Annotated in this window: 11 protein-coding genes; 6 read left to right on the plus strand and 5 right to left on the minus strand. The window is 70.9% G+C overall.

Going from position 1 to position 13,181, the window contains the following annotated elements:
* Nucleotides 1-12 precede the first annotated feature (12 nt).
* Nucleotides 13-2,418, minus strand: a complete 2,406-nt coding sequence (locus ACFY1P_RS22510) for an immune inhibitor A domain-containing protein (RefSeq protein WP_390751689.1) — start codon at nt 2,416-2,418, stop codon at nt 13-15.
* A gap of 315 nt (nt 2,419-2,733) precedes the next feature.
* On the opposite strand from ACFY1P_RS22510, the gene ACFY1P_RS22515 reads away from it, so the two are divergent.
* Nucleotides 2,734-3,021 carry a hypothetical protein gene (locus ACFY1P_RS22515; RefSeq protein WP_361523675.1) on the plus strand — a complete coding sequence of 96 codons (288 nt, stop codon included), beginning with the start codon at nt 2,734-2,736 and terminating at the stop codon, nt 3,019-3,021.
* On the opposite strand, the gene ACFY1P_RS22520 is transcribed toward ACFY1P_RS22515, so the two are convergent.
* Entirely contained in the window at nt 3,007-3,819 is an 813-nt protein-coding gene (locus ACFY1P_RS22520; RefSeq protein ID WP_390751690.1) for an RDD family protein, read from the minus strand. The genes ACFY1P_RS22515 and ACFY1P_RS22520 overlap by 15 nt on opposite strands.
* 75 nt (nt 3,820-3,894) lie before the next feature.
* A complete protein-coding gene (locus ACFY1P_RS22525; RefSeq protein ID WP_361523670.1) occupies nt 3,895-5,253 on the minus strand; it encodes an RDD family protein in 1,359 nt (452 codons plus the stop codon).
* A gap of 358 nt (nt 5,254-5,611) precedes the next feature.
* Here ACFY1P_RS22525 and ACFY1P_RS22530 point away from each other — a divergent pair, with 358 nt between their 5' ends.
* Nucleotides 5,612-6,016, plus strand: a complete 405-nt coding sequence (locus ACFY1P_RS22530) for an SsgA family sporulation/cell division regulator (RefSeq protein WP_361523667.1) — start codon at nt 5,612-5,614, stop codon at nt 6,014-6,016.
* Nucleotides 6,017-6,159: 143 nt separating this feature from the next.
* Here ACFY1P_RS22530 and ACFY1P_RS22535 read toward each other — a convergent pair whose 3' ends face one another.
* Nucleotides 6,160-7,527: an FAD-linked oxidase C-terminal domain-containing protein gene (locus ACFY1P_RS22535; protein WP_361523664.1), complete on the minus strand. Its 1,368-nt coding sequence runs from the start codon at nt 7,525-7,527 to the stop codon at nt 6,160-6,162.
* Between the two features lie 857 nt (nt 7,528-8,384).
* Nucleotides 8,385-9,527 carry a 4-hydroxyphenylpyruvate dioxygenase gene (hppD, locus tag ACFY1P_RS22540; RefSeq protein WP_390751691.1) on the minus strand — a complete coding sequence of 381 codons (1,143 nt, stop codon included), beginning with the start codon at nt 9,525-9,527 and terminating at the stop codon, nt 8,385-8,387.
* A 121-nt stretch (nt 9,528-9,648) separates the two neighbouring features.
* Between hppD and ACFY1P_RS22545 the strand changes: the two genes are divergently transcribed.
* The 4 genes from ACFY1P_RS22545 to ACFY1P_RS22560 all read left to right on the plus strand — a co-directional run bounded on the left by ACFY1P_RS22545 (nt 9,649) and on the right by ACFY1P_RS22560 (nt 13,179).
* Nucleotides 9,649-10,128, plus strand: coding sequence for an Lrp/AsnC family transcriptional regulator (locus ACFY1P_RS22545; RefSeq protein ID WP_390751692.1), 480 nt, complete (start codon nt 9,649-9,651; stop codon nt 10,126-10,128).
* Between the two features lie 70 nt (nt 10,129-10,198).
* Nucleotides 10,199-10,846 carry an ABC transporter permease gene (locus ACFY1P_RS22550; protein WP_361535189.1) on the plus strand — a complete coding sequence of 216 codons (648 nt, stop codon included), beginning with the start codon at nt 10,199-10,201 and terminating at the stop codon, nt 10,844-10,846.
* Nucleotides 10,839-12,098, plus strand: coding sequence for an ABC transporter ATP-binding protein (locus tag ACFY1P_RS22555; RefSeq protein WP_390751693.1), 1,260 nt, complete (start codon nt 10,839-10,841; stop codon nt 12,096-12,098). The genes ACFY1P_RS22550 and ACFY1P_RS22555 overlap by 8 nt, the downstream gene beginning before the upstream one ends.
* Nucleotides 12,099-12,294: 196 nt before the next feature.
* Nucleotides 12,295-13,179 carry an ABC transporter permease gene (locus tag ACFY1P_RS22560; protein WP_361535771.1) on the plus strand — a complete coding sequence of 295 codons (885 nt, stop codon included), beginning with the start codon at nt 12,295-12,297 and terminating at the stop codon, nt 13,177-13,179.
* Nucleotides 13,180-13,181: the final 2 nt, after the last annotated feature.

A 13,181-nucleotide genomic window follows, 5' to 3' on the forward strand; every position in this document is an offset into this window, starting at 1 on the left:
ATTACATGCGGTTTACCGGGTGGACGGACCCACCTGGATCGTCATCGTGGAGCCGTTCAGGGCCTCCGTGAGGATGCGGATCTTGGTGTTGGTGTCAGTAACCCGCACACCGCCCGTCGGGTTGCTCTCGTCGTAGTACGAGCCCTTGTGGTCGTCGAAGACCGGCGTGCCGAGCTTGCCCTTGACGCGGGTGGCGACGCCGTCGTTGTGCACGGTGTAGCCCTGCGTCGGGAACCAGCTGAACGTCGAGTCGTACGCCTGGAAGCGGTTGCGCATCAGCGAGCCGTCCGCCCACTTCTCCGCCTTGGCGTGGGCGTCGACCGGCAGGATGCGGCCGGTGCCCGGGTGCAGGCCGACGTTGTTGTCGGGCTGCGAGGTGTCCCACTTCCAGATCAACAGGCCCTTCTGGTACGGGAAGTGCTCGACCCAGCCGGGCCGCGTGCTCTTCCAGCCGAAGTTGTACGGGCCGACCTTCAGGGTCTGGTCGTAGGAGACGTACTGGCGGTTCTCGGCGATGTAGTACTGCGGGTAGTCCTTGGTGAAGGACTCGCCGATGCGTGAGAAGCCGTTGGAGGTCCAGCCGTTGTCGCCGTCCTCGGCGCCGTCGGTGAAGAGGGCCGCGCCGTCGGCGGTGACGCTGATGGCGTCGGCGGTGAAGCCCTTGCCGGAGGTGCCGCCGTCCGTCTGGTAGCGGAAGCGCAGGTCGATCTTCTTGCCGGCATAGGCGTCGAGCGGGTACGCCAGCTTCTTGTACGCGCCGGAGGTGCCGGTCAGCGCGGGCCGGTCGCCGCCGTCGCGGGTGATGGCCTTGCCGTCGGCGGTGCCGTCGAGCGGGGTCCAGTTGGCGCCGCCGTCGGTGGAGACCTCGGCGTAGAGGTAGTCGTAGTTGGCCTCGATGTCCCACCAGCCCGAAAGGTCCAGCCGGGCCTTGGACTTGCCGGTGAGGTCGACCGTGCGGGTGAGGGTGTTCTTCAGGTCGTCGCCCTGGCCGCCCCACCACTGCTTGGCGCCCTCGGCGGGCTTGACCACGTCGGTCTTGACCGCCTTGTCGGGCAGGTCGACGACGAGCGCCTGCTTGTCCTTGGTGTTGTACTCCGCCACGCCCAGCTTGTGCGTCGACTTCGTCGCCGCCTTCGCCTTGTCGTAGTTGAGCCAGCCGAGCTGGAGCTTGTCCCAGGCGCTCATGTCGCCGGGCAGGTCACCGATGGAGTCCTTGCCCGTGCCGAGCCAGGAGCCGGACGACATCAACGACCAGTAGTCGACGGACGATTCGCCCTTGCCCGTGGTGTCGTACTCGTCGGGGAGGCCCAGGTCGTGGCCGTACTCGTGGGCGAAGACGCCGAGGCCGCCGTTCTCCGGCTGCATGGTGTAGTCGCCGACCCAGATGCCGGTGTCACCGATCTGGGTGCCGCCGGCCTTGTTGTCCGCCGGGCCGGTCTTGCCCGCGTCGGAGCCGTAGGCGTACCAGCGGTGGGCCCAGATGGCGTCGGTCTTCTGCGCGCCGCCGCCGGCGGACTCGTCCTCACCGGCGTGCACGATCTGGAAGTGGTCGATGTAGCCGTCGGGCTCGTTGAAGTTGCCGTTGTGGTTGTAGTCGTTGCGGTCCCACTGGTCGTACTGCGCGAGCGTCGCCTTGATGTCGGCGTCGCTGCGGCCCGCGGCCTTCTGGTCCTCGACCCACTTGTTGACGGCGTCGCGCACCAGGTCCCAGGCGCTGGGGCAGTTGGTGGAGCCGCAGTAGTTGGAGCCGTAGCGGGCCTCGTTCCAGGGCACCCGCACCCAGTCCGTCACCTGGCCGTCGACGGAGTAGCGGCCAGAGGACTGCTTCTCGTAGTACTTGGCGAGGGACTCCTTCTTCTTGTCGTGCGAGAAGTAAAGGTCCTGGTAGTGCTCGCGGTTGTAGTCCTTCTGCCAGGCCGTGCTGTTGTCCTTGGCACGGTCCGGCTGGGCTATCCGGTTGTGCGCCGGGCCCGGCGTGCCGCCGTACTTCTTCACGGGCGGCTTGGGGCCGTCCGGCCCGTCCGGGTCGTACATCGTGGTGTCGTCGACCTTGTCGCCGAAGTCCACCAGGATCGTGAAGATCTTGTCGGTCTTCTGCCGGGCCAGCTCGACGTATTTGCCCTTGCCCAGCTGGACGACCTGCGAGCCGCCGCGCTGCTCGGTCTTCGCGTCCCCGGCCAGCACCTTGTCGAGGGCGGCCTTGCGCTGTGCTTCGTTCTTCTTGCTGAAGGGGCCCTTGAGGTCGTGCTCGACGCCCTGCTTGGCCTGCGCCGGGTCATGGCGCTCGACGGCGGCGGGCTGGTCGGACCCTGCCGCTCCGGCCGCGTTCGCCACCTGTGCCGAAAGGGTCGCCGCGCCCAGCGCGACGACCGTGGCCACGGCGGCGGATCTGACGACCCTCCGTTGGCTGATCTTCACTTGTGTCTGTCCTCCCCAGTAACAACCGTGGAGGTATTTGACCGGAGGGAGACCAAAAAAGACAGATCTTGACTGAACCCTGACGAGCCAAGTACGTTATGGAATCCTTAACTTGCGGATTTCGGACATCAACCGGCCTGCCTGTCTCACCCTTTGGACAGGCGCGTGTCCGTGTGCGCCCCCCGTGCTCCAAGACCGTGGATTAGGTCACGCTTACCAGCAGTTCCGCTCGGGCAGACAGGTCCGTAGAGTCGTTTTGGTGTACGCACCAGTCGGCTCCGCACCCCACACATTGCCCCGAGGACGGATCCCGCCATGCCGCGTCCGACCCCCGCACAGATAGCCTATGGTTCGGCCACCGTCGTCATCTCGACCCTCGCCATGCTGCTGCTGTCGCAGACGCGAACAGGGCCCGGGATCGCGGTCATTGCCCTTGTCGCCCTCACCCTCGGACTGCTGGTCGCCGTGACCGTGCCGATGCCCCGGGCGTCCCTGCGCGCCAGGGTCCGCCGGGCCCGCGCGGCCGGGGCGGAGCGGGTGCCGGGACAGCGCGCGCCGCTGTCGGCCGAGGCCCGGATGAGGGAGACCTCAGTGCGCGGTTGAGACGACCACGGTCTTGGCCGCTTTGTCGTGAATGCATTGGTGATACGGCATATCCCAAGTGCACCACAGCACATTGACCAGCCAGAAGACGAAGCCGCAGCAGGGCACGACTTCGGGCAGCGAGTAGACGGCGGCGCGCGTCCAGCCCGGTGTGCCTTCAGGGACCGCGCCGTTCTCCAGCATCGCCACCCGGATCTGCATGACCATCTTGCCGACCGTCTGACCGCGCTTGGTCAGCATCAGTCCCTCGTAGACGAAGTAGACGACGGCGATGATGATGCCGAGGCTGGTGGACTTGCCGTTGTTGTTCGACAGGTCCCAGTCCCAGCCCCAGGTGGCCGCCGAGAAGACGGCGGTGACCGGGACGGACACGAGCAGGCCGTCGATGATCCGGGCGACGAGCCGCCGCCAGCGCTTGGCCAGCGGCGGCATGCCCGCGAGCGGGTCGGTGGCGCCGTACTGATCGCCGTAGGGATTGCCGGGCCCGCCGCCGGGAGCACCGGCACCGCCGTACGGGTCACCGCCGTAGGGACCGCCGGGGTACGGGCCTCCGGGGGGAGGCGGCATCCCACCTGAGCCACCGCCGTACGGGCCGCCGGAGGGCGGCCCTTCACCCGAGGCGCCGCCGCCCGGGGCGCCGGCTGCCGGGCCACCGCCGTAGGGACCGCCGCCGTACGGGCCGCCGCCCGGGGTCGCGCCCTGGCCGGGGCCCGGGCCGCCGGAGGGCGGCGAGGGGGGCGGTCCCTGGGGCTTCCTCAGGAACGGGTCGTCCTCTGGCGGCTCTTCGGGGGTACTCATGCCCCGAGTAGAACCCAGCCTCGCGGCGGCCGCATCCGGCCGTATGCCGTTCGAGTGCGGTGGCGCGCCGGACGCTCAGCGGCCGTTGGAGGCCACGAACGTACGGGCGGCCTTGTCGTGCCAGCACTGCCGCCACGGGCGGTCGAACAGGCACCACAGGGCATTGAGCACACCGACCGCCAGGACGCCGAGCACGCCGTAGACCAGCCAGCGGCGCAGAGCCTGCCCAAAGGAGGGCGTGTCGTGCGACTCGATGCCGAGCACGCGCACCCCGCACAGCTTCTTGCCCAGCGTGCGGCCCCACTTGGCGGTCGGCAACGCCTCGTAGACCAGCCCGGCCAGCAGCAGGACGCCCAGCACGATGCCCAGATACGGGCCGGTGGTGCCGTCGAGCAGCCAGACCGTCACGGTCTGGCCGGACTGCTTGGCCTGCTGCACCTTGGCGTCGATGTGATCGGCGGACTTCTTCCACAGCGGCACGGCCACGGCGCCCACGGCGGCGCCCAGCACGGCCGAGTCGACGACGCGCGCCAGGAGGCGGCGGCCGAGCGGAGCCGGCCTGCCCTGCCGCTCCTGCGCGGCCCGCAGGAACGGGTCGTCCTTGGGCGGCTTCCAGGGTGCGGGGGCCTCGCCGCCACGCGGCTCCGCGCGCTCCTGGGGCCGCGGGCCGGCGGCGGGCTGCTGCCGGGCCAGCTGGTGCACCTGCTGCGCCCAGCCTCCGGCCGCGGGGCGCTCGGCCGCGGGCAGCGCCTGCCGCTCGGGGGCGGCGGGCAGCACGGGCGCCTCCTGGGCTGGACGCGTGTCCTTGAGGGCCTCCTGGGCGCGCGGCGGCGCCTCCTGGGCGGCCGCCGGGCCGGGGCCGGGCCAGGGCTGCGGCGCGGGCGAGGAGACGGGCTGCGGGCTCGCGGACGCGCGCAGCTGGATCGTCCCGCCGGGCCGGGCACCCGCTCCCGCCGCGGGCGGGGCCTCGCCCGGCGCGGCCGGCCGCTCCTGCGCGCCGGTCTCCCGGCTCGCGGGCAGGCGGGGGTCACGGGCGGCGGGGATCACCGGGCCACCGGCGGCCTCCCAGGGGGCGCGGGCGCCGCGGCCGCCGTCGCCGGTACGCGGATCCACCGCTTCCGCACGGGCCTCCCGCAGGGCGGGCTCCTCGTCGAGGAACATCGGCCCGGTCTCCTCCGGCAGCGGCCCGCTCGCGGGCGGGGCCTCCGTGCGCCGCGGGGTGGGCGGCACGGGCGCGGCGAGGGCGGGGGCGGGCGTGGTGGCGAAGCCGGCGGGCGGCGCGGGCAGCGGCTCGCCCTCGGCGGGCGCGGGCCGGCTCGTGCCGGGCACCCAGGCGGCGCCGCTCCAGTACCGGATGTAGCCAGGAATGGACGGGTCCGGATAGAAGCCTTCCACAGGGCTGCTGTCGGCGGATCCTGAGGTAGGAGCGCTCATGGTGTCCGATGTCCCGTATCTGCTCGGCCGTACTGGGTGTCGTGTCGTGGGCGGGCGGCTGGCGGTCCCTCAGTCTGCCGCACGCGCGTCACGTCCTGTGCGTTGCTCCGGTACCTCGTGACCTCAATGCACAAAAGGCAACCCGGGACGCTCCAGACAGGTCTACCAGACGGCTCTCTCCTCTGCGGCCGTCCCGCGGGCGGGACCACTCACACGTGCGACCGGTGGGCACGGGAAGTCCGGGGATCGACGGGGCGAAGTCGCGTAATGGTGTGGGGGTCGACGCGCTCTATCCGGTGCGGGCCCGTTCGCGAAGGGCCACGCACCGAGGGAACGCAGAGCAGAGAGGGCGCACTTCATGCACACCGTGGTGGAACGAGAGTTGGAGATCGACCTGGTGCTGTCGCCGGACCGCACCGTTCCGGTGCCCTGTCGGCTGAGCTATCGCACGGCCGATCCGTACGCCGTCAACATCACCTTCCACGTCACCTCGACCTGCCCCGTGAGCTGGACGTTCGCCCGCGACCTGCTGATGGAGGGCCTCTTCCGCCCGGCCGGGCACGGCGATGTACGGGTGTGGCCGACGGTCGCGGAAGGGCGCAACGTCGTCTGCATGGCGCTGTCGTCACCGGACGGCGACGCGCTGCTGGAGGCGCCCGCGCGGCCGGTCACGGGCTGGCTGGAGCGGACGCTCCGCGCGGTGGCCCCCGGCTCCGAGGACCTCGCCCTGGACGAGGCGCTGCGGGAGATCCTGGGAGCGTGAGGACGGCGGGTTCCGGGGGCGAAGCCCCCGGAAACGGACGTCTGCCCTAGGAATGAAGTGAGCGCCCTCCGGGGCCGGCCGAGCACTCCGCCGGATGTTCGTGGCTGGTCACGCGTCCCCGTACCGGACTTCGCCGAGCCCGCTCAGAGCACCTTGCCCGGGTTCAGCAGCCCCAGCGGGTCGAGGACCGCCTTGATGCCGCGCTGGACCTCCATCGCCACCGGGCCGAGCTCCCGCGCCAGCCACTCCCGCTTGAGGACGCCCACCCCGTGCTCCCCGGTGATCGTGCCGCCGAGCGACAGGCCGAGCGCCATGATCTCGTCGAAGGACTCCCGCGCGCGCCGCGTCTCGTCCTCGTCGGCGGGGTCGAAGCAGACGACGGGGTGGGTGTTGCCGTCACCGGCGTGGGCGCAGACACCGATGGTGAGACCGTACTTCTCGGCGATGGCGGCCGTGCCGTCGAGCATCGCGGCGAGCCGTGCGCGGGGGACGCACACGTCGTCGATCATCGTGGCGGCCTTCAGCGCCTCCATGCCGGGGAGGGCGAGCCGCCGTGCCTGGAGCAGGAGTTCGGACTCGGCCGGGGTGTCGGCGGGCACGACCTCCGTCGCCCCGGCGGCGGTGCACAGCGCGGCGACGGCGGCCAGGTCGGGCGCGGGGTCGGGGGTGTCGAAGCCGGCGAGGAGCAGCGCCTCCGTGCTCTCGGGCAGCCCCATGTGGGCCAGCGCGTTGACGGCGCGGAGCGAGGTGCGGTCCATCAGCTCCAGGAGGGAGGGCGCGTGCCCGCGGGCCATGATCTCGCGTACGGCGTCGCAGGCGGTCGCGGTGGAGGGGAACTCGGCCGCCAGCACGAGCTGTTGGGGCGGCGCGGGCTTGAGCGCGAGGACGGCCCGGACGACCACGCCGAGGCTGCCCTCGGAGCCGACGAAGAGACGGGTGAGGTCGTAGCCCGCGACGCCCTTGGCCGTGCGGCGGCCGGTCGTCAGCAGGCGCCCGTCCGCGAGGACGACGTCGAGGCCGAGGACGTATTCGGCGGTCACCCCGTACTTGACGCAGCACAGGCCGCCGGAGGCGGTGCCGATGTTGCCTCCGATGGTGCACTGTTCCCAACTGGAGGGGTCCGGCGGGTAGTAGAGGCCCTGCTCGGCGACCGCGCGGGAGAGCACGGCGTTGACGACGCCGGGTTCGACGACGGCGATCCGCTCGACCGGGTCGATCTCCAGGATCCTGTCCATCTTCACGAGCGACAGCACGATGCAGCCGTCACTGGCGTTGGCCGCGCCGGAGAGTCCGGTGCGGGCTCCTTGCGGGACGACGGGGACGCGGTGGGCTGTCGCCGTGCGCATGATGTGCTGGACGTGTTCCACGGTGCGGGGCAGTACGACGACGGCTGGTCGGCCGGCTTCGCAGAAGCTCGCCATGTCGTTGGCGTAGGAGGTGGTGACGTCGGGGTCGGTGAGGACCGCTTCCTCGGGGAGCGATGCGCGGAGCGCGTCGATGAGATCGTCCATACGTTCTCTCTTTCCCCGGCCCCGCCCCTTCCCGAACCGGGGCACGCGCCCGGCTGCGGGCCGGTTCGCGCCTGCGGCGGGCTTTTTCCCCTACCCCGCCCCTTCCCGGCTGCGTCTGATGTGCGGCTCCGCCGCGCGGGGGGGGGCGCTGCCCCAGATCCGCGGGTGCGGGCGGGTGGGCGCCTGCGGCGCTTTCTTCCCCTACCCCGCCCCTTCCCGAAACTGGGGGCAAGCCCCCAGACCCCCGAACCGCGCTCCGCGCGGTGTCCTCAATCGCCGGACGGGCTGAAAAGAACGGCGCGCCCCGGAACTGGGGCGCTGCCCCAGACCCCGGCCTGCACGCCCGTTGCCTCCCCCAGACTCCGTCCGGGGGTGCCCCCAGAGGTGCCCCCAACCGGCTGAAAGGAAAGGCCCAGCGCACCCGGCTGGAATGAGTGCCCCGGACGGGCGGAAGGAAAAGCGCGGCGCACCCCACAGCCCGCACTTGCCCTCCGGCGGGAGGGGGTGGGGTCGGAGGGTGGGGTTCTGGAACGCGGTGCGTGAATCAGGGCACCCAAAACGCTTTACGGCGCCCGCACCGCGTTCCAGGTTCCCAGCCCGGAGGCCCCACCCCCGGCACCCACAACCACAGCCCGGCCGGCGATTGAGGCCGCCCGCCGCAGGCGCACACAACCCGCACCGAAACAACGCCCCCGCACCCAGCGGAAAGCGCACCCACCACAAACCCAGCCCGGCCGGCGATTGAGGCCGCCCGCCGCAGGCGCACACAGGCCCGCACCCACAAACGAACCGCACCCAGCGGAAAGCGCACCCGCAGCGGACCAGCCCGCCCGGCGTCTGAGGGAGAAACGGAAAACTCAGAGATTGCCCCGCTTCTCCTGCTCCCTCTCGATCGCCTCGAAGAGTGCCTTGAAGTTGCCCTTGCCGAAGCCCATCGAGCCGTGGCGTTCGATCATTTCGAAGAAGACCGTCGGGCGGTCCTGCACCGGCTTGGTGAAGATCTGGAGGAGGTAGCCGTCCTCGTCGCGGTCGACGAGGATCTTCAGTTCGCGCAGGGTCTCGACGGGGACGCGCGTCTCGCCCGCCCAGTCGCCGAGGGTGTCGTAGTAGGAGTCGGGGGTGTCCAGGAACTGGACGCCGGAGGCCCGCATGGCGCGTACGGTCGCGACGATGTCGTTCGTGGCGAGCGCGATGTGCTGCACGCCGGGGCCGCCGTAGAACTCGAGGTACTCGTCGATCTGCGACTTCTTCTTGGCGATCGCGGGCTCGTTGAGCGGGAACTTCACCTTGCGGGTGCCGTCCGCGACGACCTTCGACATGAGCGCGGAGTATTCGGTGGCGATGTCGTCGCCCACGAACTCCTTCATGTTGGTGAAGCCCATGACGTTGTTGTAGAACGCCACCCACTCGTCCATCTTGCCGAGTTCGACGTTGCCGACGCAGTGGTCGATGGCCTGGAAGCGGCGCGGGCCGGGCTCCACGATCGGCTCGGCGGCCTCGAAGCCGGGGAGGTAGGGGCCGGTGTAGCCGGAGCGGTCGACCAGGGTGTGGACGGTCTTGCCGTAGGTGGCGATCGTGGCGAGGACGACCGTGCCGTGCTCGTCGGTGAGCTCGTACGGCTGCTTGACGCCCGTGGCGCCGTGCTCGACGGCGTAGGCGTACGCGGCGCGCGCGTCGGGCACCTCGATGGCCAGGTCCACGACGCCGTCGCCGTGCTCGGCGACGTGCTCGGCGAGGAAGCGGCCGTGGTCGGTGGACGCCTTGATGACGGAGGTGAAGACGAAGCGGGCGCCGCCGGACTCCAGGACGTAACTCGCGGTCTCACGGCTGCCGTTCTCCGGTCCGGAGTAGGCGACGCGCTTCATCCCGAAGGCGGTGGAGTAGTAGTGCGCGGCCTGCTTGGCGTTGCCGACGGCGAAGACCACCGCGTCCATGCCCTTGACCGGGAAGGGGTCGGCCTGCCGAGCGGTGTGAAGGGTGTGATCCGTGGTCTGTGTCATGGCCGCAGGTTCCCGCCGATCCACAAGGTGCGCAATAGTTCGCGTATTCACTGGGCAGGCTGCATAGCGTACGTGCGGTAACGCCGGACGTTCTGTACACGATGACCACAGGGAGGCGGCCATGGCGATCGATCGTTTGGACGGCAGGCTCATCGAGCTGCTCGCCGAGGAACCGCGCATCGGGGTGCTCGAAGCCTCTCGCCGCCTGGGAGTCGCCCGCGGTACGGTGCAAGCGAGGCTCGACCGCTTGCAGGCACAGGGGGTGATCCGGGGGTTCGGGCCCGACGTGGACCCGGCGGCGCTCGGGTATCCCGTCACCGCCTTCGCGACCCTGGAGATCAAGCAGGGGCAGGGCGCGGACGTGCGGACCCATCTGGCGACGGTTCCGGAGGTGCTGGAACTCCACACCACGACCGGGCACGGCGACATGCTCTGCCGCCTGGTCGCACGCTCGAACGCCGACCTCCAGCATGTGATCGACCGGGTTGTGGGTTTTGATGGCATTGTCCGGGCTTCCACGGCGATCGTGATGGAGAACGCGGTTCCCCTGCGGATCATCCCCCTGGTGAAACAGGCGTCGGAGGACCCGTACCGGCCCTGACGCGGCTTTTCGGCGACGGCTCTCCCGGTCTCCCCGGCGACCGGGCACGGCGATGGCGAGGAGTGAGCGGGTGAGCTTCTGGAAGTACGTCGGCAACCGGCACGCACAGCTGCTGGCCGATACGTATCAGCACGCGAGCGCCGTCTTCCAGTGCATGGTGGTGGCCACGGTGATCGGGGTGACGATCGGCGTGCTCACCTACCGCAGCGAATGGGCCGGCGCCCTCGCGGTCACCGCGACCGCGACCCTGCTGACCATCCCCTCCCTGGCCCTGATCGGCCTGCTGATCCCGGTCACCGGCCTCGGCGTGGCGCCCACGGTCACCGCCCTGGTGCTCTACGGCCTGCTGCCGATCGTCCGCAACGCCGTCGTGGGGCTGCGCGGGGTGGATCCCTCGCTGGTCGACGCGGCGAAGGGCATCGGCATGTCGCGGCTCGCCCGGCTGTTCCGGATCGAGCTGCCGCTCGCCTGGCCGCCGATCCTCACCGGCATCCGGGTCGCCACCCAGATGCTGATGGGGATCGCCGCCATCGCCGCGTACGCCTCCGGGCCCGGCCTGGGCAACGAGATCTTCCGCGGCATCTCCTCCCTGGGCAGCGCCAACGCGCTCAACCAGGTGCTGGCCGGGACGCTCGGCATCGTCGTGCTCGCCCTGCTCTTCGACGCCGCGTACGTGCTGATCGGGCGCCTGACCATTCCGAGGGGGATCCGTGCCTGAGCCCTCCGCGGCCGGCGCGCCCTCGGGCGCCACCATCCAGCTGGAGAACCTCACCAAGCGCTATCCGGGCACCTCGGCGCCCGCCGTCGACTGCGTCAACATGGAGATCAAGGCCGGTGAGCTGGTGGTCTTCGTGGGCCCTTCCGGCTGCGGCAAGACCACCACCATGAAGATGATCAACCGGCTGATCGAGCCGACGTCCGGCCGGATCCGGATCGACGACGAGGACGTCACCGACATGGACCCGGTCCGGCTGCGCCGCAAGATCGGCTACGCCATCCAGTCCTCCGGCCTCTTCCCGCACATGACCGTCGCGCAGAACATCGCGCTCGTGCCGAGGATGACCGGCTGGCCGAAGTCGCGCATCAGCGCCCGGGTGGAGGAGATGCTCGACCTGGTCGGGCTGGACCCCGGCGAGTTCCGCGGCCGCTATCCGCGGCAGCTCTCCGGCGGCCAGCAGCAGCGCGTGGGCGTCGCCCGCGCGCTGGCCGCCGACCCGCCCGTCCTCCTGATGGACGAGCCCTTCGGCGCCGTCGACCCGATCACCCGCGACCACCTCCAGGACGAGCTGATCCGGCTCCAGCACGAACTGCACAAGACGATCGTCTTCGTCACCCACGACTTCGACGAGGCCATCAAGCTCGGCGACCGGATCGCGGTGCTCCGCGAGCGCTCGCACATCGCCCAGTTCGACACCCCGGAGGCCATCCTCACCAACCCCGCCGACGACTTCGTCTCCGGCTTCGTCGGCGCGGGCGCGGCACTCAAACGGCTCAACCTCACGCGCGTGCGGGACGTGGGCGTGGTCGCCTTCCCCACCGCGACGATCGACGACCCGTTGCAGTCCATCTTCGACAAGCTGCGCACCGGCACGGCCAACGAGGTGCTGCTCCTCGACCGGCACAGCCGCCCCTACAAGTGGCTGCGCCGCGGCGACCTGATGCGCGCCAAGGGCTCACTGGCGCGGGCCGGGACCCTGGTGCACGACACGGTCACCCGCGACGCGACCCTGCGCGACGCGCTGGAGGCGGTCCTCATCGACAACGCCGGGCGGGTGGCGGTGACCGGGCGGCGCGGGGAGTACGAGGGGGTGGTGGACATGGAGACCCTCATGAACTCCGTGCACGAACTCCTGGAGGAGGACCGCCTGGACGCCGTGGAACACCAGCACCGGCTGGAGGAACAGCGCGCGCAGCAGACCCGCCAGGAGCAGGAGGGCGGGGCGCCGGGCGAGCCGGGGGAGACGGCGTGAAGTGGGACGGCGCGTTGCCGGGTCCGGCTCCTTTTTCCGCCTGCGGCGGTGAAGGCCCTTCGGGCCTGTCCTCAATCGCCGGACGGGCTGGATGTGCCGGATGTGGGCGGTCAGGTGCGGCGCATCCAGCCCGTCCGGCGATTGAGGACACCGCCGCGGAGCGGTGGTGCGGACCTCACGGCCGGAGGTGGGCGTCATGACCCGTGGCAAGGGCCGGCGGCCCGAAGGGGAGCACGAGGTCCGTGGGGTCGCTTTCCGGGATCGTGGCGAGCACGATCTCGGCGGGCTCGACGACCCCGGCCTCCACCACGGCTCGCCGCCGGAGAAGTCCTCCTCCCCCGCCCGCCGCCTCACCTGGCCGCAGCTGACCGTCCTTCCGGTGATCATCTTCGCGGTCCTGTTCGCCACCTGGCTCTGGTTCCGGGGCACGACCCTCGACTCCATCGCCCAGAACTCGATCGCCGGCGGCAACGTCTGGCTGCGGCTGCGCCAGCACGTCGTGCTCACCGTCGTCTCGACGTTCTTCGTCCTGATCATCGCCATCCCGCTCGGCATCCTGCTGACCCGCCGCCGGGTGCGCCGCGCCGCGCCCGTCGTGATGGCCGTCGCCAACATCGGCCAGGCCACGCCCGCGATCGGCCTGCTGGCACTGCTGGTGATCTGGATGGGCATCGGGATGCGCGCCGCGCTCGTCGGCATCGTCATCTACGCCGTGCTGCCCGTCCTCTCCAACACCATGGCGGGCCTGCGGGCCATCGACCCGACCCTGGTGGAGGCCGCGCGCGGGATCGGGATGTCCGCGCTCGGGGTGCTGGGCAAGGTCGAACTCCCGCTGGCCGTACCGCTGATCCTCGCGGGTGTGCGCACCGCGCTCGTCCTCAACGTGGGCACGGCGACGCTCGCCTATTTCGGCGGGGGCGGCGGACTCGGCGACCTGATCGCGTCCGGCATCACCAACCAGCGGATGCCGGTGCTGGTCCTGGGGTCCGTGCTGACCGTGGCCCTGGCACTGCTCGTGGACTGGCTGGCGTCCCTGGCCGAGATCCTGCTGCGGCCGCGCGGCCTGGAAGAGGGTGGCTGAGG

Origin of the sequence: Streptomyces sp. NPDC001407, from assembly GCF_042895325.1 — a bacterium.
Classification (GTDB): domain Bacteria; phylum Actinomycetota; class Actinomycetes; order Streptomycetales; family Streptomycetaceae; genus Streptomyces.

Coding starts and splice junctions, on each gene's coding strand:
- ACFY1P_RS22515 (WP_361523675.1), top strand. CDS start 2,734: ATGCCGCGTCCGACCCCCGCACAGATAGCCTATGGTTCGGCCACCGTC.
- ACFY1P_RS22520 (WP_390751690.1), bottom strand. CDS start 3,819: ATGAGTACCCCCGAAGAGCCGCCAGAGGACGACCCGTTCCTGAGGAAG.
- ACFY1P_RS22525 (WP_361523670.1), bottom strand. CDS start 5,253: ATGAGCGCTCCTACCTCAGGATCCGCCGACAGCAGCCCTGTGGAAGGC.
- ACFY1P_RS22530 (WP_361523667.1), top strand. CDS start 5,612: ATGCACACCGTGGTGGAACGAGAGTTGGAGATCGACCTGGTGCTGTCG.
- ACFY1P_RS22535 (WP_361523664.1), bottom strand. CDS start 7,527: ATGGACGATCTCATCGACGCGCTCCGCGCATCGCTCCCCGAGGAAGCG.
- hppD (WP_390751691.1), bottom strand. CDS start 9,527: ATGACACAGACCACGGATCACACCCTTCACACCGCTCGGCAGGCCGAC.
- ACFY1P_RS22545 (WP_390751692.1), top strand. CDS start 9,649: ATGGCGATCGATCGTTTGGACGGCAGGCTCATCGAGCTGCTCGCCGAG.
- ACFY1P_RS22560 (WP_361535771.1), top strand. CDS start 12,295: ATGACCCGTGGCAAGGGCCGGCGGCCCGAAGGGGAGCACGAGGTCCGT.